Origin of the sequence: Psychrobacter sp. van23A (genome assembly GCF_030845275.1) — a bacterium.
GTDB lineage: Bacteria > Pseudomonadota > Gammaproteobacteria > Pseudomonadales > Moraxellaceae > Psychrobacter > Psychrobacter faecalis.
Window position 1 is genome coordinate 756,948 of sequence record NZ_CP132595.1, and the last position, 19,082, is coordinate 776,029.

14 protein-coding genes and 1 pseudogene are annotated in these 19,082 nt (G+C 43.9%); 9 read left to right on the forward strand and 6 right to left on the reverse strand.

Features of this window, described 5'->3' with window-relative positions:
- The 4 genes from nuoL (at window position 1) to RAH45_RS03415 (ending at window position 6,031) form a co-directional block, all read left to right on the forward strand.
- The gene (nuoL, locus tag RAH45_RS03400) at window positions 1-1,875 is read left to right on the forward strand and encodes an NADH-quinone oxidoreductase subunit L (RefSeq protein ID WP_306495498.1); all 1,875 of its coding nucleotides are present in this window, start codon (window positions 1-3) and stop codon (window positions 1,873-1,875) included.
- Window position 1,876: 1 nt separating this feature from the next.
- Entirely contained in the window at window positions 1,877-3,505 is a 1,629-nt protein-coding gene (gene nuoM / locus RAH45_RS03405) for an NADH-quinone oxidoreductase subunit M (RefSeq protein WP_191692295.1), read from the forward strand.
- A 3-nt stretch (window positions 3,506-3,508) separates the two neighbouring features.
- Window positions 3,509-4,987 (forward strand): NADH-quinone oxidoreductase subunit N, encoded by a 1,479-nt coding sequence (locus RAH45_RS03410; RefSeq protein WP_102077392.1) that lies wholly within the window; start codon window positions 3,509-3,511, stop codon window positions 4,985-4,987.
- A 195-nt stretch (window positions 4,988-5,182) separates the two neighbouring features.
- Window positions 5,183-6,031: a ferredoxin--NADP reductase gene (locus RAH45_RS03415; protein WP_306495499.1), complete on the forward strand. Its 849-nt coding sequence runs from the start codon at window positions 5,183-5,185 to the stop codon at window positions 6,029-6,031.
- A gap of 135 nt (window positions 6,032-6,166) precedes the next feature.
- Here RAH45_RS03415 and RAH45_RS03420 read toward each other — a convergent pair whose 3' ends face one another.
- Window positions 6,167-6,946, reverse strand: a complete 780-nt coding sequence (locus RAH45_RS03420; RefSeq protein ID WP_156508516.1) for a hypothetical protein — start codon at window positions 6,944-6,946, stop codon at window positions 6,167-6,169.
- A 568-nt stretch (window positions 6,947-7,514) separates the two neighbouring features.
- On the opposite strand from RAH45_RS03420, the gene RAH45_RS03425 reads away from it, so the two are divergent.
- Both RAH45_RS03425 and RAH45_RS03430 read left to right on the forward strand, forming a co-directional pair.
- Complete coding sequence (locus tag RAH45_RS03425; RefSeq protein WP_306495500.1) at window positions 7,515-8,402, forward strand: energy transducer TonB; 888 nt, start codon at window positions 7,515-7,517, stop codon at window positions 8,400-8,402.
- A 123-nt stretch (window positions 8,403-8,525) separates the two neighbouring features.
- Window positions 8,526-9,401, forward strand: a complete 876-nt coding sequence (locus RAH45_RS03430; RefSeq protein WP_191692293.1) for a mechanosensitive ion channel family protein — start codon at window positions 8,526-8,528, stop codon at window positions 9,399-9,401.
- 15 nt (window positions 9,402-9,416) lie between these two features.
- Here RAH45_RS03430 and ybeY read toward each other — a convergent pair whose 3' ends face one another.
- The 4 genes and pseudogenes from ybeY to RAH45_RS03450 all read right to left on the reverse strand — a co-directional run bounded on the left by ybeY (window position 9,417) and on the right by RAH45_RS03450 (window position 13,782).
- A complete protein-coding gene (gene ybeY, locus RAH45_RS03435) occupies window positions 9,417-10,073 on the reverse strand; it encodes an rRNA maturation RNase YbeY (protein WP_191692292.1) in 657 nt (218 codons plus the stop codon).
- 126 nt (window positions 10,074-10,199) lie between these two features.
- Window positions 10,200-11,333, reverse strand: a complete 1,134-nt coding sequence (locus tag RAH45_RS03440; protein ID WP_306495501.1) for a PhoH family protein — start codon at window positions 11,331-11,333, stop codon at window positions 10,200-10,202.
- A 283-nt stretch (window positions 11,334-11,616) separates the two neighbouring features.
- Window positions 11,617-12,924, reverse strand: a complete 1,308-nt coding sequence (locus tag RAH45_RS03445; protein ID WP_306495502.1) for an RNA-guided endonuclease InsQ/TnpB family protein — start codon at window positions 12,922-12,924, stop codon at window positions 11,617-11,619.
- Window positions 12,925-13,028: 104 nt separating this feature from the next.
- Window positions 13,029-13,782, reverse strand: a pseudogene (locus RAH45_RS03450) (IS5 family transposase).
- A gap of 508 nt (window positions 13,783-14,290) precedes the next feature.
- Between RAH45_RS03450 and RAH45_RS03455 the strand changes: the two are divergent.
- From RAH45_RS03455 to RAH45_RS03465, 3 genes are all read left to right on the forward strand, one after another.
- Entirely contained in the window at window positions 14,291-15,538 is a 1,248-nt protein-coding gene (locus RAH45_RS03455) for a UbiH/UbiF/VisC/COQ6 family ubiquinone biosynthesis hydroxylase (protein ID WP_191692454.1), read from the forward strand.
- Window positions 15,539-15,645: 107 nt separating this feature from the next.
- Complete coding sequence (locus RAH45_RS03460; RefSeq protein ID WP_191692452.1) at window positions 15,646-16,938, forward strand: FAD-dependent oxidoreductase; 1,293 nt, start codon at window positions 15,646-15,648, stop codon at window positions 16,936-16,938.
- A gap of 46 nt (window positions 16,939-16,984) precedes the next feature.
- Complete coding sequence (locus tag RAH45_RS03465) at window positions 16,985-17,923, forward strand: Abi family protein (RefSeq protein ID WP_191692451.1); 939 nt, start codon at window positions 16,985-16,987, stop codon at window positions 17,921-17,923.
- A 123-nt stretch (window positions 17,924-18,046) separates the two neighbouring features.
- On the opposite strand, the gene RAH45_RS03470 is transcribed toward RAH45_RS03465, so the two are convergent.
- Window positions 18,047-18,958, reverse strand: coding sequence for a LysO family transporter (locus RAH45_RS03470; RefSeq protein ID WP_306495903.1), 912 nt, complete (start codon window positions 18,956-18,958; stop codon window positions 18,047-18,049).
- Between the last annotated feature and the right edge of the window lie 124 nt (window positions 18,959-19,082).

A 19,082-nucleotide genomic window follows, 5' to 3' on the forward strand; every position in this document is an offset into this window, starting at 1 on the left:
ATGAGTTTATTACCATTAACCTTTATATTCCCGCTCGTTGGCTTTTTGATTCTAGCCTTTATGCGCGACAAATTAAGCGAGCAGGTGGCAGCGATTGTTGGTGTCGGTAGCATGCTGCTATCAGCACTATGTACGCTCATGGTCAGCTACACCTTTTTGACCAGTAATCCTGCCGGTACAGTCATCGAGATTCCGCTATGGACATGGTTCCAAGTTGGCGATTTTGCACCAAGTTTTGGCTTAAGCTTTGATGGCTTGGCATTAACGATGACGGGTGTTATTACCGGTATCGGCTTTTTGATTCATCTGTTTGCTGCCTGGTATATGAAAGGTGAAACAGGCTTTGCGCGCTTCTTTAGCTATATGAACTTATTCGTTGCCAGTATGTTATTGCTGGTATTGGCCGATAACTTGTTCTTACTTTATCTTGGCTGGGAAGGCGTCGGTATCTGTTCGTACCTTTTGATTGGTTTTTATTATCAAGACCGTGCCAATGGTCGGGCAGCGATGAAAGCCTTTACCGTCACCCGCGTTGGTGATGTGTTTTTGGCCTTTGGTTTGTTTTTATTATTCCGCGAATTTGGCACCCTGCATATTCAAGAGATTATTACCCGCGCGCCAGAAATCTTTGATATCAATAATCCAACGATGATTTTGACCACTATTATGCTCGTTGGTGGGGCGATGGGTAAATCAGCGCAGCTGCCACTACATACGTGGCTTGCTGATGCGATGGCAGGTCCAACGCCAGTATCGGCGCTGATTCACGCCGCAACCATGGTTACTGCGGGCGTTTATCTGATCGCACGTCTACATCCATTATTTCTCCTTACCCCGGGCGTACTCTTGTACTGGGTTGGGGCAGTGGGTGCATTGACCTTAGTTGTTGCTGGATTTTGTGCGTTGGCACAAACCGATATTAAACGTATCCTTGCTTATTCGACCATGAGCCAAATTGGCTATATGTTCTTAGCACTCGGCGTTGGTGCATGGCAAGGAGCTATTTTCCACTTGATGACGCATGCTTTCTTTAAAGCCTTGCTATTTTTATCATCAGGTGCGGTCATACTTGCGGTACATCATGAACAAAATATCTTTAAGATGGGCGGCTTACGCAAAAAGATACCGCTAGTATTTTGGTGCTATATCGTCGGTGGCGGTGCGCTGGCGGCAATCCCTTGGGTTACCGTTGGCTTCTATTCTAAAGAAGCAATTCTGTGGGAGAGCTATGCAACCGGTCACCAAGTCCTATTCTATATGGGCGTCTTCGGTGCGTTCTTAACCGCGCTTTATACCTTCCGTATGATTTGGATTATCTTCTTTGGTGAAGAAAAAACCCACGCGCATAAACTATCTGGTGTGTCATATTGGCTGCCATTGACGGTGCTACTGGTATTATCAACTGCCGTTGGTGCGTGGATTACGCCGCCATTACAAGGCGTCTTGCCAGAAAGCGTTGGGCACTTATTAGAAGTAGCGGGTCAAGCGCACGACAAACATACGGCGGAATATATCGCCATGGGCGCTATGCTTGCAGGCTTAATTCTCGCAGCACTGTTATATGTCGCCGATAAAGGTCGCATGCTGACCCGCTTTAAGCGCACCTCTATAGGCGCAGCGTTATATCATTGGTGCTATCACGGTATGGGCTTTGATGCGCTATACGATATAGTTTTTGTAAAACCCTTTTTGTTCATCGGCCGCTTATTTAAAGCCGACCCTATCGATAAAACGTGGCTTATTTTGCCGAAACTGGCATCTGCTGGTAATAAGGTATTGTCTGCGACGCAAACAGGGTCACTTCGAGGCTACGCTGCAAGCTTTGGCTTAGGCGTGGCTGTGCTGTTGGTGCTGGTAATGATGACGGTGGTATAAGATGATAGAGTTACAACAAACGTGGATGCTACCAGCATTAATCGCAATTCCTTTTATTGCAGGGTTGCTCTGTTGGTTGGTCGAACGCTTTAATAAACGTCTACCGCGCTGGATTGCTCTAATCGGTATGACGTTAACCTTTGCCTTGTCACTGGTATTATGGCAATACGGCGATTATAGCGGCATGAGTAAGCAAGTGATTGCGCCTCAGGCAAACGTACCATGGGTTGCAGAATTCATGGTGCCATGGATACCAAGCTTTGGTATCAGCTTTCATTTGGCACTAGATGGTTTGTCGCTGTTGATGGTTGGCTTAACAGGCCTGCTAGGTATTGCGGCAGTTGCCTGTTCGTGGAATGAGATTCAACGCCGCGTTGGTTTCTTCCATCTTAACCTTTTATGGAGCTTGGGCGGCGTGATTGGCGTTTTCTTGGCCATTGACCTGTTCTTATTCTTCTTCTTTTGGGAGATGATGCTGGTTCCGATTTACTTCTTGATCGCTATTTGGGGTCATGATGTGGTCGGCGGCAAGACCAAAGAATACGCGGCAACCAAATTCTTTATTTATACCCAAGCCTCTGGTCTTATCATGCTGGTCGGTATTTTGATATTGGTCATTATCAGCTATGCGCAAAAAGGCGTGGTGAGCTTTAATTATAATGACTTACTCGGCACTTCACTTGGCGGCTGGGAATATCCGATCATGCTGTGCTTCTTTATTGGCTTTGCCGTTAAATTGCCGATTTTCCCTTTTCACGGCTGGCTACCTGACGCCCATGCGCAGGCGCCAACCGCAGGTTCGGTGGATCTGGCAGGGGTTTTGATTAAGACTGCTGCTTATGGTTTGATTCGTTTTGTCATACCGTTATTCCCAGCAGCGTCACAAGATTTTGCGCCGATTGCCATAACCTTGGGTACCATAGGTATCTTTTATGGGGCATGGCTGGCCTTTATGCAAACTGATATGAAGCGTTTACTGGCTTATACCAGTATCTCGCATATGGGTTTTGTGGTCTTGGCCATTTACGCGGGTACCCTAATCAGCTTGCAAGGTTTGATAATTCAAATGCTGGCGCACGGTTTAAGTTCGGCGGCGCTGTTTATTATGGCAGGACAGTTATACGAGCGCTTGCATACGCGCGATTTGACCTTGATGGGCGGTATGTGGGGTCAGTTCCGTTATTATGCGCCGATTCTGATGTTCTTTTGTGCCGCTTTACTTGGTATTCCGGGTACCGGTAATTTCATCGGCGAGTTCTTAATTTTATTTGGCGCCTTTGCTGATTATCCAGTGTTTGTGGTATTTGCGACCTTTAGCTTGGTATTGGCAGGTTTATACTCGCTTATCTTGATTCACCGTGCCATGTTCGGTAGCAATAATATTAAAGAAGTGGCGTTACGAGAAACCGAAACCCATGGTTTGCCTTCCCGTCCATTAAAAGATTTGGGTAAGCGCGAGCTCTCGTTATTACTGATGCTCGCAGCAGGTTTGGTCTGGCTCGGACTGTATCCACAGCCGTTCCTTGATACTTCAAGTCACGCCATGCAGTGGATTAATAACGCATATATGTACAGTCAAGTGACACAAGTAGACGCATCGCAGCTGCTTGATGCAATGGAGGCACGTTAAGTCATGAATGAATTTACGATGAATGATTTGATGGGGCTGATGCCTTATGCGCCAATCATTGCGGTAGTATTGACTGTATTGGTGGTGATGATTGCCATCACTATTAAACGCTCACATATGGTGATCGGTACCATCTCGGTGGTTGGTTTAAACATAGGTCTGTTTGCCTTGCTTGGGCAAATGGCTGGCATCATCGATAGCGGTACGCTTGTGCCAACAGCTGAGCAGTTATTTGTGATTGATAACTTTGCTCAGTTTAATATGGTGGTTATCTTAATCTGTGCTTTGGCCTGTTTTACGCTGTCTTATGCCTATCTAGCCGATCTAGATGATCATAAAGAAGAGCTGTATTTGCTCATGCTGCTATCGACTGTCGGTGCTCTCCTCATGGTCAGCGCCCAGCATTTAGCCTCATTCTTTATGAGCCTTGAGATGCTATCGATTCCGTTATACGGCATGCTGGCTTATACTTATATGCGTAAACGCTCGCTTGAGTCGGGGCTAAAGTATTTGGTGCTCTCAGCCACGGCATCGGCAACGCTGCTGATGGGTATGGCGTTTATTTATGCAGAAGTGGGCTCGCTTGCTTTCAAGCCTATCAGCATGACGTTGGTCGATCTCTTTGAGTCGCCACTATTAATCGTCGGTACGGCGATGATGATGTTTGGTATTGCTTTTAAATTGTCTGCTGCGCCATTTCACATATGGACGCCAGATGTGTACGAAGGCGCACCAGCACCTGTCGCTACTTATTTGGCATCGGTCACCAAAGTGGCGATGATGGCGCTTGCTGTTCGATTCTTAATTGATACGTCGCTATTAGCATTGCCATCAGTACAGATGCTGCTCATGGTCATGGCAACCCTATCGATACTAGTGGGTAACTTATTAGCGGTACGTCAGACCAGCCTTAAGCGCCTGCTTGGTTATTCGTCGATTGCTCATATGGGTTATGTGCTTATCGTGATTGTCAGCATTGGCTCAGCCGCTGATAGTATCTCAAGCATGTATATGGCAATTTATGCCTTTACCTCTATCGGTGCCTTTGGTGTTGTTACTTTGATGTCGAGCCCGTATCGCTTGGCGGGTGAAGCAGATGAATTGACCCATTATCAAGGGCTGTTCTGGCGTCGTCCGGTACTGACCGCTGTCATGACCATTATGATGTTGTCATTGGCAGGTATTCCATTGACCGCAGGCTTTATCACTAAGCTATTTGCGATTCTAGCCGCCGTTCAAGGTACCAACTGGTTCTTAGCTGGCATGATTATCTTGGGGAGTGCCATTGGTCTGTTTTATTACTTGCGCGTCATGCTCACGCTATTTAAACGTCCGAAACAATTTATTGAATTTGACGTCTCAAAGCAGTGGGGCTTGCGTACGGGCGGTATTATGGTCATTGCTGTCACCGCCATCATCCTCTTCTTTGGTATATTGCCAAACAGTATGATTGAATGGGCAAGTTTGGCTCGTATTTGGTAAGTATAAAGTATGAGCAGGGGTTTTCGATATTGATAACCGCTGCTTATTGATAATGATGGTTAGAAAACCAAGATGCGCCAGCTCTGTGATAAGTTTGGCGCATCTTTTGTTTTAGAGCCTTTAAAAAGTCAAAAACATAGCCATCTATAACCATAAGCAATCATAAATCATAAAAAACGAGGGTGAATCATTATTATGAGTGACAATATTCAAAAAGTAACGGTGCTCAGTAAAACCACGTGGACGCCCAATCTCTTTAGCTTTACCGTCAGTCGTCCTGATAGCTTTAAATTTACCGCAGGACAGTTTGTACGCTTGGGCGTTAATCCCAGTCAATTAAACTACTATAAGCAGTTGAGTGCAGTAGCTGAAGATGAAGATGAAGAAGACGAAGATCTGAACGAAACACTGGATGAGGATATTTTCCGCGCGTATTCAATCGTCTCTTCACCCTTCGATGAAATCCTAGAATTTTTCTCTATTGTCATCCCTGATGGCGCCTTTACCTCGCAGCTACAACATCTAGAAGTCGGCGATGAGCTATTATTAAACACCATGCCTTTTGGCTTTTTAACTTTAGCTCGTTATCAAAAACCGCTGCCAAAGGATTTATGGTTATTGGCAACAGGTACAGGTTTAGCGCCATTTTTGTCGATGCTGCAAGACTTAAAAACTTGGGAAGACTACGAGCATATCGTCTTGGCTTATAGCGCGCGCTCGGCAGAAGAGCTTGCTTATATGGACAAGATTGAAAGCTTACAAGAAGATTTTGGCTCGTTGGTGGACAATCCAGCCAATCTTATCTTTATTCCTATCGTTACTCGCGAGCCTGTCGAGGGCGCATTAACTGAGCGCTTGCCAAAACTCTTATTAGATGGCACGTTGCAAGCGCGCGCCGGTATTGACTTAGACGTCGATAGTACGCACGTGATGCTATGCGGCAACCCAGAAATGGTCGAAGATACCAAAGAGACGTTAAAGCGCTTAGGCTTAGTGATGAATCGCCGCGGCGAGGGCAATATCGCAGTAGAAAACTATTGGTAAGCCTATGATTGCTACAAGTTGATAGAGTCAGTATTTATTAAAAAAACGCCAATGCTTAAAGATAATCGTCTTTAAGTATTGGCGTTTTTTGTAGGCAGCGTTTGGAAGGTTTGTAATACGTCTATAAAAATAGGCTTATGAAGTAGGTTCTAAACTTGGCTCAGTAGCGTCAGCAATCGGATTGATAGGCCCTTGCATCAATTCAGGCTCATCCTTATCGCTAATGATATCTTCATTGGCATTGCTGGCCAGCAAATCTCGATAATTAATTTGCGTTTTAAGCACCAACTGCTCTTCTTCAAGCTCACCATAATTGACTTGCACTTTATATAAGGTGCTCATTATTTTTTTGTTCTTTTTTAGCCAGCGATTGATATCAAGGTAGATAATCTCTTCTTTGGCGCGGGCAATATTGATATAAGACAAAATAAAACCTAACGGGTCTTTTTTGAGCACGCTATGATAAAACCAAATAAACAGTTTGAGCCCTTGGCGTTTGATAAATGATTCGCAGCGTAGATTAAGGACATCGGTATAAGTCAGCTGTCCAAAAACAAAGCGCTGGACGTTGCGATCCAGCTGCACATGAACCAAGCTAAAATTACTTGCTACTTCTGCATAAATCCCGCCAACATCAATAGTACAATATAAACGGAACCAGTCGTCATGTATCTCAACGCGCAGCTCTAAAATGGCTTTGACGTTATCGGTGACAAATTTTTGCAGCGCATCGTTGACGTAAATTTGGGCAACCGGCAAGGACAGCTCTTCCTCGAATTTATCCGTGGTTCTGTCATAGATAGTTTTGACGGCTTGGCTAAGACGCTCCCAGCCATCGCTAAAGGACTCGTCAAAACGGTCAGCGATACTGTCAAATAACTCTTCAAAACTGTCTGAATTATCCATATTGTCCATATGCTCAAAGTTACTCAAACTTATTATCCTTATAATTATTCATTATTTAATGTCAGGCGCAAAAAGGGTATATAAAACAGTATATATCAAAATGACAGTAGGCAAAATGGACGTCTACGTTTTGTATCATTGGGCAGTTTGGCTGTCTACTATCAAATGTAGAAAACTTTCAAATGTATAAAACCTTTGTGAGGTTTTCTCTAAAAACGCGGTTTTTAAAGTTGGCAGTGAATAAATTGATAAACAAGCCTGCATATAAGTGATTGATTGAGTAGCGACGGTATAAGCTTGTGCTAGCGACGCAATTCTATCTCATGGTATGATAGCGCCGGCATTGGTCGACGAGTGCTTAGTTTATCTAAGAGCTTTTATGACGCCTTGTATCGACCGCCCTTATATAGCCAATTCAATATAAAAGTGGTTGGTTTAAAATAGCGCTCTGCTAGAATAAATTTTCCTCGCTTGCTGTGCGCTTCGTACTCCAGAGGCTTCGCAAAATTTATTCCAGCAGTCCTATAACATTTCTAAATGGAATCTACTCTACTATATTCATCAGCTGAGACCCACTGTGACTTCGATTAAAGACTCGCAAAGCTATCATTTTTCAGCGCAAGCGCCCAAGCGCGATATCAGTTTGCCGATGGCGGTGGTGATAGCCGTCAGTGTTCATGCGCTGATTATTTTTGGCATTAGTTTTTCGCTGGGGCAAGATCCTGCTGGCATGATGCAGGACGTTGCAAAAGCTTTGACCGAGAATATGCAGCCAAATGAAGACGCGCAGTTTATTGCCAATGCGTCCCAACAAGGCGGCGGCACGGTGCAAGAGCAAATACGCCAAGAAACCGACCAGAGTAGTCCGGTGGCAGCCGAGCAAATGAGCGAGACGCAAGATGTGATTGACCTGCAGCGTCAAGTTCGGCAGCAGCGCTATCAAGAAAGCTATCTACGTACCACGCTTAGCTGGCGTCAAGCGAGTGTCGAGTCTGATAATGACAGCAAGCAAGAACAAGATGACATGAAGGCGCAAGAAGAGCGTCTGCGTAAGCAAATCGCGACTTTAGAGGCGCAACTGTCACAGCGGCAACAGCTGTATGCGACCAAATCAAAAGTCGTGACCGTCGATAGCAACTCGACAACCCGCGGTGCTGCTGCCGATTATATCAATACCTTTCGCGAGCACGTTGAGCGCGTCGGGAATCTGCAATATCCTGCGCAAGCGCGCGCGCAAGGTATCACCGGCGAGGTCCGTTTGATGGTGATTATTAGCAATGATGGCAATATTAAAGCCATTCGTTTACTTGAGAGCTCAAACTCGACGATACTAGATGAGGCGGCCAAGCAGTCGGTCAGACAAGCGGCGCCCTTTGGTAAATTTACCGAAGATATGAATGATATTGTTGAGCTGCGTCTGATACGTACCTATCGTTACAGTGATAGAGTAGACGTCACCCATTAACTTTGTTTAAATTTAGTGCCGGTCTTATATAGTTATTATGCATTTTTTAAAAAAGGTTAAATGATAATAAACATTAAAAAGACAAAAATTAATGATAAAACAGTTTGGAAATAAAGAGCCAGTATGGAATTTTTAGGTTTTACCGTCGATCTTACTACCTTAACAGAAAATGCGCTCAGCATTGCGCTTAAAATCGCATTTGCCTTATTAATATTTATGATAGGGCGCTGGTTAGCAAAGAAAATCGTCACCATCAGCAATCGCATTATGCTACGTAGCCATTTAGAAGCGACAGCGGCCAATTTTTTAAGCCGCTTATTATATGGCATATTATTGGTCGTCGTTATTTTGGCGGCGCTGAGTAAAGTCGGAGTCCAGACCACTTCAGTCGTCGCTATCTTGGGCGGCGCGGCGGTGGCGATTGGTTTGTCACTGAAAGATCAGCTATCCAACTTTGCCGCTGGTATTATGATTGTGACCTTTCGCCCGTTTGTTCGCGGCGATTATGTACAAATTAGCAGCTATACTGGTACAGTCACCGAGATCACCTTAGTCAATACCCATTTAACGACCATCAATAATCACGATATTATCATTCCAAATGGCGATATCACCACCTCGGCGGTGATTAACTATACGGCGTTACCCAACCGCCGCGTCGATATCACCGTAGGTATTGGCTATGACGCCGATATCAAAACCGCCAAAGATATTATGCTAAATTTGGCAAAAAACAATCCAATGGCCTTTACGGATCCAGCGCCTGTGATACGCGTGACCAATTTGGGCGATAATTCCGTTGATTTAACCTTGAATGTCTGGACCACCAATGATGATTGGTGGGCGATGCAGTGTGATTTATTAGAACAATTCAAAAACGCGCTTGATGATAACAAGATTGACATCCCATTCCCGCAGCGCAGTGTGCATGTCAAAGGCTTAGATCAGATGATTAATCAGATGGATCAAGCGCAAAAAACCATGTTAAAGAAAGGTTAAACAAGGCTAAAAATCTTAGAGATAAGGGTTTGGTAGGCCTAGCCCTGCCAAAATAGCAATCTCAAAGCTTTCCATCTCATCTTGCTCAGCTTGTCCGAGCTCATGGTCAAAGCCCAGTAGGTGCAGTATACCGTGTATCAATAAATGGCTGATATGCTGCGCCACGGTCTTTTTTTGCTCAGTAGCTTCACGTACCACCACAGCATGACAAATCACCAGCTCGCCTAGCGGCAACGTTGGCATCAGCCCAATGATTGCCGCTGGCAAGTCGCTTGGGTAGGATAAAATATTGGTGGCATAATCTTTGCCGCGCGCCTCTAAATTTAGCTCTTGACCTTCGAGGGCATCGGTAATATAAATATCGAGCGCTTTGGTTTTTTCCTGCCATATCTCAGTATCGATATCAGCAAAGTAAGGCAGTATCAGACCATGGTTAATACGCTCATCGATATAATCCAATGTCGCCATCATGACTTTTAAAAGTTTTTCGCGATTATAAAAGCTCTCAAGTATCTCGTCATCGATGCTATCGGCGGCGCTAATATCAAGCACGGCTAAGTTCTCATCATTATTAAATGCGGCTAATTTTTCATCGTTCTCATTATTATTAAAACGACTATTAATATTCTCGTCTAAGTGATTGTCAGTATCATTCTGTTCGGCTGGGCTCATGCCACCCTCCTTTTTTATGTCAATGTGAAAATATCTAAGATTGATTAACTAGCAATAAATGTTTAACACTAAAAAACCGGATATAAAATCCGGTTTGTGTCATATATATACGTTGCTTAAAATAGATTATAACTTAGCGGTGGCATCAGAAATGGCTTGTTTACGCTCTTGTTCTTTCATGCGCTCAAACTTGCGCTTTTCTTGTAGGGCAAGTTGCTCTTCATCAAAAACATCATAAGCTTCAACGATTTTTTGCACCAACTGATGGCGCACGACGTCTTTTGAGTCAAACTTAGTGATATGAATCTCTTCAATACCGCTTAAGATATCCATCGCTTGCGCCAGACCTGATTTGTGCCCACGCGGCAAATCGACCTGAGTAATGTCACCGGTAATAACTGCCCGCGAGCCGAAACCTAAGCGCGTCAAAAACATTTTCATTTGCTCAGGCGTGGTATTTTGCGCTTCATCTAAGATAACAAACGAATTGTTTAGCGTACGACCGCGCATATAAGCAAGGGGGGCGACCTCAATGATTTGCTTTTCGAGCATTTTACCGACTTTATCAAAGCCAAGCATCTCATACAGGGCATCATATAAAGGGCGCAAATAAGGGTCAATTTTTTGAGTCAAATCCCCAGGTAAAAAACCCAGTTTTTCGCCAGCTTCTACCGCTGGACGCACCAATAAAATACGCTCAATCTCGTTGCGCTCAAGCATATCGACCGCACAAGCAACAGCAAGGTAGGTCTTACCCGTACCAGCAGGCCCAATACCAAACGACACATCAGAGGCTAAAATATCTCTGACATAACGCTGCTGATTACCACCGCGCGGAATGATTTTACCTTTACGGGTACGCAGACTAATTGGGGTAAAGTCAGTAGCGGCTTCCAAATTATCAGCATCTTCCTCGGCAGCCGATTGCTTATCAGCCTCTAAGTCTTCATCACGGGCGATGCTCGATTGAATGATTAAGTGCAGCTCTTCGGCGCTGATATCTTTGGTGTTTTGCGCTTCATCGACCATTTTATAAATGATGCGTTCGCCGCGCTCAACGCCCAAAATATCGCCACTTAAACAGAAGTCGCCTTGGCGTTGGCTGATTTTAATATCGAGGCGTTCTTGGATGTATTTCATGTGGTTATTATATTCGCCGAGCACGGTTTTCAGCTGTGCTGGGGTCAACGATTCAAAATGTATACGGCGGCTTATGGAATCAGTCAAGCGATTATCCTTGTATTTGGTTGCCCACTGCATGTTCGTTACTTCAGTGCATTAGTGCTTCTGTGCTTTTATGCATGATAGTCAGGCGGGCTTTAAAAATAAAATAATACGTCGTGTTTCAATGCTTTTTCATTGCGTTTATAACGGTTATGTAAATACTGAAAGTAGTGCTAATAAATATGACGGTAAAATTTTGCTAAAAATAGTTGTTGATAAGATGACAGTAATAAGTAAATGCCCTGTCTTCATTATGGTAGTTGACATACTCCCACCACTTTCGCTAAGCTCAAGTGGAGGATTCTAAAAGCGTTAGCGCTTAGGCGACTTTCTCACGAATGTCACAAGTTTTCTGTTTCAACGGGCGACCTTTACCGCATCCTCCCTCCGCAGACAAAACGGCATGTCCTGCCGCAAGAATATTTTTAGCTGCATTCACATCAGCATTTGCTTTATGCCCGCATTTGACGCACTCAAATTTAGCCTGAGTTTGTCTATTCTCTTTGGTAATATGCTGACATTGGGAGCAGGTTTGGCTGGTGTAACGTGGGTTTACTTTAATGAGCACCCCGCCTTGCCAGTGCTGCTTGTACTCAAGCATATCAATCATCATGCCCCAGCCTTGATCCAAAATGGATTTATTCAATCCTGACTTGGCTTTGACGTTACGCCCTTTGTTTTCTAACGTACCACTTGCAGACTTCGACATATTGGCTACTTTTAAGTCCTCACAAGCAATCATGGCGTGGTTTTTGCTGATCGCGGTGGTGATTTTGTGCAAGTAGTCATGGCGAATATTGGCAATATGATGGTGGAGTTTTTGAATCTTACGGTTCTGCTTTTTCCAGTTTTGACTGAATAAGACTTTTCTACTTAATTGGCGCTGTAATGCGGCCAGTTTAATTTGATTGGCTTTAAAGCTGTTTTTGGGTTTGATGTGCTGACCATCTGAGGTGGTAATGAGTTTAGTGACACCTAAATCAATACCTATGGCGCTTGTAGAGGGGTGAATTGGGTTTTGATCCAGTTCTCGCTCACACCCAAAAGACACGTACCAGTGCCCTGATTTCTTGCTAATAGTGATGTTTTTAATGGTGCCGATGATGTCTTGTGATTTTCTAAACTTCACAAAGCCAATACCGCTAGGTAGTTTGATGCGATTGCCTTCAATACGGCAATACTTATCAAACTGAACAAGCCTGATTGAGTCGCAGCCATCGGATTTACGTTTAAATCTTGGCATCAGTTGTCGTAGTTGAATCTCTGTGCCATCGCTTAGCTTAAAGAACTTGGGTTTTCGGAGCTTCTTTTTATTTTCTTTGAGCCTAGCATGAACTTTAGGGTCGAAAAATCGTGACCAAGCAGAGGCGAGATCACGTACTTTTTGTTGTAAGGACACGGCATTGGCATGGGTTCTTAAGAAGTCAAAATCAGGATTGTTCTTTAGATCCATGATTTTATTAACCAAGTTGGTGGCATTAATAAATTCATTTTTGGCAAACATCTCAAATGAGATCGCTAGCATTTGATTCCAAACAAAGCGTGCAGAGCCGACAAGATTATTTAGAATAATCTGTTGCTCTGCATTAGGCTCAAGCCTAAACTTATACGCTTTGTTGATTTTCATTACCGCAACTAATTTTGTTTGATAGAATATAAATTCTAAAGATTATTTAGATTTCATACAGTAGCTAATTTGTATAAAAATATAATAAACACTAGGGCGTGTCCTCAATTCATCTTGCAATGAATGATAGTACACGCCAGATAAAGCATTGACTTAAAATTACGCGCCAACTTCTCATAGCGAGTAGCGATGCTACGAAAATGCTTGAGCCTTGCAAACATATTTTCAACAAGATGACGCAGTTTGTATAAATAGCTATCAAACTCTGGATTAGGCTGTTTGGCATTTTTCCTTTTAGGAAAACGACGGGGATCATATTATGGCTTCGAGCTTTATCTCTGATAGCCTCTGAGTCATAGCCTTTATCAGCGATAAAGTAATCTGCCTGTCCAATCATGTCAATCAATTCACCTGCAACTTGACTGTCGTGGACTTCACCCCCAGTGATTTTAAAATCGAGCGGATATCCATCGGCATCACAGGATAGGTGTATCTTTGTAGTTGCTCCGCCACGGCTTCGTCCAATTGCTCGATCTTCACCACGCCGAGCTCCACTTGCATGCTGGTGACACCGTATATAACTTCCGTCGATGAATACCCATTCCGTATCAACTTCTGCTCAAAGGCTAAAAAAAATTTCTCCCACAAACCCGTTTTTGACCATCGATTGAAACGGTTGTAAGCGGTTTTCCATGGGCATAATTCTTCAGGTATGTCACGCCAAGGAGCACCTGTACGTAGTTTCCAAAGAATGGCTTCCATCACGTCACGATTCTTATCTTTTCGGTAGCAACCATGTTGTGCCATAGTCACTTGTAGCTGTTCCCAGAGATTATCGGTCAATGCTTGTCTGGCCATCTTTCTTATATACCTCTTATTTTATAAAGTGTATGCTTTATTTTAGAAGATATATACTTGTTTGCCAATTAGGGACACGCCCTAGGCGAAATTCACCTCCACCCTAATGTCGGGTGGAGTCCTCTTTCGCTTTTAGATAGAATTTAAAATTCAAGCCATTTACAGGCGGGCAGGGCTTTGTTTTTGTATGGTGATTGCAACTGTAGATGATACACCTTAGAGCGAAAACGGCAACAAAACTAAATAGCCACTATGGTTATGGTCAGGAGCACAGAATGATGAATGATTTGTGGTAATCTAGAGCTTAGATAATGGCGGTGTAAAAGCTAAGTTTGTAAAGGTAGAAGAACAAGATATTTTTTAGAAAAATAATATTTTTTGAATGTAAAGTCATCGCGTCTAAACGCGTGCTAAATGGGTCATAATAGGAATAATAACCATGCAACATACTGAAGCAAATTTATCAAAAATCAATCCTGCTAAATCTGAACAGGCTAATAAAGCGGCTATGACTGAGCAGCAAGTCCTTATCGCCGGCGGCGGCCATGTCGGTTTGTCGTTTGCGTTGTTGCTTGCTCATCATGGTATCGCTAGCACTCTGCTAGAGAAAAACAGCTATCCAACCATCAGTCCAAATGACGACGCTAAACGCACGCATTATTTAGACAGTCGAAATACCGCACTGTCACGGCGTACGGTACAGATTTATCAAGAGATTGGGCTATGGGATGAGCTACAAAGTCATGCTTGTCGCATTGATGCGGTAAAAATTAGCGAGCAAGGTAGCTTTGGGCGCGCACAATTAAATAAAGCTGAGGAGCAAGTCGAGTCATTTGGGCAAGTGATGGAAAACGCGTGGCTTGGGCGTAAGTTGTTATTGGCTGCCCAGCAGGAGCCGCTGATTACGCTGATTGATAATGCCAATGTGATAGCCGTTAGCCAACAAAACGATGGCGTGACGTTAAGCTTTAGCTATTACGGTGAAGAAGAGCATGAGCAGCAGTTGCAGGCCAGTGTTTTGGTTGCCTGTGATGGTCGCGACTCTACCGTGCGTCAATTGTTAAATATCGGCACTACGACTTATGATTATAAGCAAACCGCTATCGTTGGCGTGGTAGAAACCGATCAGCCGCATGAACATATTGCCATTGAGCGTTTTAGTCCGGCAGGGCCGCTTGCAGTATTGCCATTGACCGATCCAGAAGGCGACGGCAATGATGAATATCAAAAAGGCTATAGACGCTCAGTGGTTTGGGTTTGCCCAACGGGTGAAGAGACACAATATCTAGAAGATGATGCGCATTTCTTGGCAACCTTGCAGCAAGCTTTTGGTAAGCGCGCTGGCACGTTTAAAAAAGCCGGTCGCCGCGGCGCTTATCCATTGACACGGGTACTGGCTGACAAACAAGTTGACGGTCGTTGCGTCATCATGGGTAACGCTGCTCACACCTTGCATCCGGTCGCTGGACAGGGTTTTAACCTGTGTATGCGTGATGCGCATGTACTGGCGCAAATGATGAATCGGCAGGTGCTAAAAGGCGAAGATATCGGCGATCCTACGTTGCTCAAACGCTATGAAAAAGCCCGTCAAACCGATCAAAAACGCGTCATTCGCTTTTGTGATGCAGTAGTACATGGCTTTACTCATCCTAATCCAGCGGTGAAACTGGCACGTAACGTGGCTTTGGTTGCCTTTGATAAACTGCCAAACATTAAGCCATTGATTGCCAACTATGCGATGGGCTTAAAATCTTAGTTCAACATACTGGTAAGTTATTAAGCAAATAAAATCCAACATTTCAGCTGCTGCTAAACCACATAAATATGAGCGGATAGCATGAATAACGCGACAAAGGATGTTTTATGAAAAATAACCATACGCTCATTATCGGCGGCGGTATCGTCGGTGCAACCCTGGCGCTAAAACTGGCACAAGCTGAGATGCCAGTGACGCTTATTGATGCGCGCCCTAAACGTAGCGAGGCAAATTGGCAACAAGTGCTTGGTAAGCGGGATGCGCGCGTTTATGCTTTAAGCCTTGCCAGTATTGGTTTGCTGAAAGACGTGGGCGCTTGGCAAAAAATAGCGGCATCAGAGCGTAAAGCCGATTATACCCAAATGCAGGTTTGGCAGCTAAACGGTCGCGGCGAGTTACTGTTCGGCGATAGTGATGATGCTAATAATGGTAATGACGGCAATAACAGCAATCAAAACTCTGAGACAAAAATGCTCGGTAGTATGGTTGAGCCGGCCGTTATCGAATATGCATTGTGGCAGCGTTTATCTGCCGCTGATGTCAGCCAATATCTAACCGTTATCGATGGGCACAAGGTTGTCGACATGGACTGGCTTGGTAGCGCGCAAGGTTACCGTGTGACGCTAGATAATGGCACGGTGATTGACGCGCGTTTATTGGTTGGTGCTGACGGTCGCGGCTCGTTTGTGCGTAAGCAGGCGGCCATTGAGCTAGATGTGCTTGATTATAACCAAACCGCGATTTGCTGTGCCATTCAAACCGACAAGTCGCACCTAGCGACTGCCCGTCAAGCCATGCTACCGACTGGTACATTGGCATTGTTGCCGCTTGCTGATATCACGGATGAAGATAAAATCAATCCACAACACTGGCAGTCGATCGTATGGACACTGCCACGCAATCAAGCATTGGCATTGTTGGAAGAAACGCCGCGCTACATCGCTGATAAATTGGCTGCTGCCAGTCATTATGAGCTGGGTGCTATCCGCGAGATTGAATCCATCGCCAGCTTTCCGTTAGCCGCGCAGCAAGCAAAAAGCTATGTCGCCGATAATCTAGTATTAATTGGGGACGCCGCACATGGTGTGCATCCGCTGGCAGGTCAGGGGCTAAATTTGGGAATGCTTGATGTAAAAGTGTTAAGCGAACAACTCAGCCATGATTATGCGCGCAGTGGCAATAAGCTGTGGGGTACGAACCAAACCTTACGAAGCTATGAGCGTCTGCGTCGTCCACATAATAGTTTGATGATGCACAGCTTTTCGGCGCTTAATTGGCTGTTTGCTGGCTCGCTTGCGCAGATGCGTCCGATTCAACAACTTCGTAATGAAGGTATGTATCGCGTCAGCAAAATCAAACCATTGATGCGTCTGTTTGCTAAGCAAGCGAGTGGGGTTTAGGTGATTACGTGTTTGATAATTAATAGTATGAAGCAGAGTACATTAAATGACTAAATCTTGGTTGTCATTCCAACAGCAACTTAATAGTTTAAAAGCTAAAGATATGCTAATAGACAATGAAGCAGCAGCACTCAGTTATCTTGAAAGAGTCGGTTATTATCGGTTAAGTGGTTACTGGTATCCATTCCGTCAGTTCAATGACAACTCTACAAACAAACGGCTGAGTTTATTCGTAGAAAATACCCATTTTAAGCATATTGTAGAGCTTTATGTCTTTGACAAAAACTTGAGGCTCTTAGCATTGGATGCATTAGAGAGAATAGAGATGGCAGTTCGAGTGGATATTGCGCATATATTGGGTAAAAAAGATCCACAAGCTCATGAACAAGCAGAGAAATTAGATGGTAATTTTGCAAAAAAGATAATTAGGAAAGGAAGGAATAAAGGAAAGACTGAACACCAACTTTGGTTGGAAAAGCATAGTCAGTTATTACATCGTGCAAGAAAAGAGCCTTTCATTTCGCATCATAATAATTCTTATAAGGGAGTTATACCCATTTGGGTAGCAATTGAGGTTTGGGATTTTGGTTGCATGTCTAGATTGTATGCTGGCATGACTTATTCAGATAAAGCGACTATTGCACAAAAGTATGAGGTTACTGGAAAACAACTTGAGCAATGGTTACGTAGTCTAAACTTTATTCGTAATGTTAGTGCTCACCACAGTCGATTATGGAATGCTAACATTCTTGAACAGTCAGCTCCTATTACATTAGATGAAAGATGGACGGCACTTGCAAATCATAAACCATTTTTTTATTTTTGTATTATGCAGCATATGCTAAATATTATCTGTCCTAATTCTCAGTGGAATAAACGTTTTAAAGTTTTATTGAAGGAATTTCCTACTGTACCTAATAATACTGTCAATATTACAGATTTTGGTTTGGTAACGAGTATAGATGACTGGAAATTATGGCTCTAAAATAAGTTATTATGAAGTTGAATCACTAGATATAGAAAACCGCCACTTGCAAGAGCAGAGGTGACGGTCATATTGATATACATGATATCACTTAATATGAATTTAGCAAATGCTAAAATGTATCTACCCCAACGCCGAAAACAGCACCATCAGCACTGGCGAGACAATATTAATAATAAAGCCAAAGCTGATCGCCAGTGGCACAACTTTTAGACCACCTGATTGTTGAATAATCGGTAAGGTAAAATCTAAACTGGTCGCGCCGCCAAGTCCTACCGCTGCTGATGGATATTTACGCATAAAAACAGGAATAAATAATAGCGCAAAAAACTCACGTACCAAGTCATTAAATAGCGCCACACTGCCCCAAACGGCGCCATAAGCATCAGTCATGATAATCGCTGATAGCGAATACCATCCAAACCCTGATGCCAATGCCATTCCCTTAGTCCAAGAGACATCGCTAAATATCAGCGCAAAGATAAGCCCGCCGACCAATACCGAGAGCGTAAAGATCACGCTCATCTCAACGCCGCGTTTATTAAGTAAGACTTCCTTTAGGGTAATGCCCGAGCCTTTGAGGCCAATACCGACCAGTAAGATTAATATCATTAGCATTGCTGTCATGGTGTTTTCAGGTGGCATATAATCGGCTGGCAAAAAATAGCCAATCACCATACCAATCGCCACGCAAAATACCTGTGCTAGACTGCCGCGAATACTGACACGGTGCTCTTTAGATTTGACGCTAGGTTTTTTGGCATGCCATGGACGCAGACGGTCAAACAGCATCAAGGCAAATAAGCCGGTGCCAATCGTTAGTATCGACAAGATAGTGACATAAAGCGCAATTTCACCTATTTGGCTGCCAAGTCCTTCGACTTGTGCCAGCTCAATACCAATCAACCCTAAGATGATAAAGACCAAATAAGATAAGCCTTTATCTGCAATTTTGGTCAGGGTTGGATTAGAGGGAATGGCAAAGCCAATAAACATCGGCATTAATACCAAAACAAGGGTAATTAGGCTTTGCATGTCGGCAGACTCGTCATTTTTAAACAAGGCGTTTTTGGGAGGGCATTTCTCAGAAGCTGGGGATTGTATCATATTAGCTCGTAAATACGGCTATCAGCACATCATATTCATCGCAAAATATGAC

Excerpts from the sequence above, each read along its gene's own strand:
- RAH45_RS03470 (WP_306495903.1), bottom strand. The coding sequence starts at position 18,958 with ATGCAAAGCCTAATTACCCTTGTTTTGGTATTAATGCCGATGTTTATT.
- ybeY (WP_191692292.1), bottom strand. The coding sequence starts at position 10,073 with ATGAGCCCAGCCGAACAGAATGATACTGACAATCACTTAGACGAGAAT.
- RAH45_RS03455 (WP_191692454.1), top strand. The coding sequence starts at position 14,291 with ATGACTGAGCAGCAAGTCCTTATCGCCGGCGGCGGCCATGTCGGTTTG.
- RAH45_RS03445 (WP_306495502.1), bottom strand. The coding sequence starts at position 12,924 with ATGAAAATCAACAAAGCGTATAAGTTTAGGCTTGAGCCTAATGCAGAG.
- RAH45_RS03440 (WP_306495501.1), bottom strand. The coding sequence starts at position 11,333 with ATGCAGTGGGCAACCAAATACAAGGATAATCGCTTGACTGATTCCATA.
- RAH45_RS03420 (WP_156508516.1), bottom strand. The coding sequence starts at position 6,946 with ATGGACAATATGGATAATTCAGACAGTTTTGAAGAGTTATTTGACAGT.
- RAH45_RS03430 (WP_191692293.1), top strand. The coding sequence starts at position 8,526 with ATGGAATTTTTAGGTTTTACCGTCGATCTTACTACCTTAACAGAAAAT.
- nuoL (WP_306495498.1), top strand. The coding sequence starts at position 1 with ATGAGTTTATTACCATTAACCTTTATATTCCCGCTCGTTGGCTTTTTG.
- RAH45_RS03410 (WP_102077392.1), top strand. The coding sequence starts at position 3,509 with ATGAATGAATTTACGATGAATGATTTGATGGGGCTGATGCCTTATGCG.
- RAH45_RS03415 (WP_306495499.1), top strand. The coding sequence starts at position 5,183 with ATGAGTGACAATATTCAAAAAGTAACGGTGCTCAGTAAAACCACGTGG.
- RAH45_RS03465 (WP_191692451.1), top strand. The coding sequence starts at position 16,985 with ATGACTAAATCTTGGTTGTCATTCCAACAGCAACTTAATAGTTTAAAA.
- nuoM (WP_191692295.1), top strand. The coding sequence starts at position 1,877 with ATGATAGAGTTACAACAAACGTGGATGCTACCAGCATTAATCGCAATT.
- RAH45_RS03460 (WP_191692452.1), top strand. The coding sequence starts at position 15,646 with ATGAAAAATAACCATACGCTCATTATCGGCGGCGGTATCGTCGGTGCA.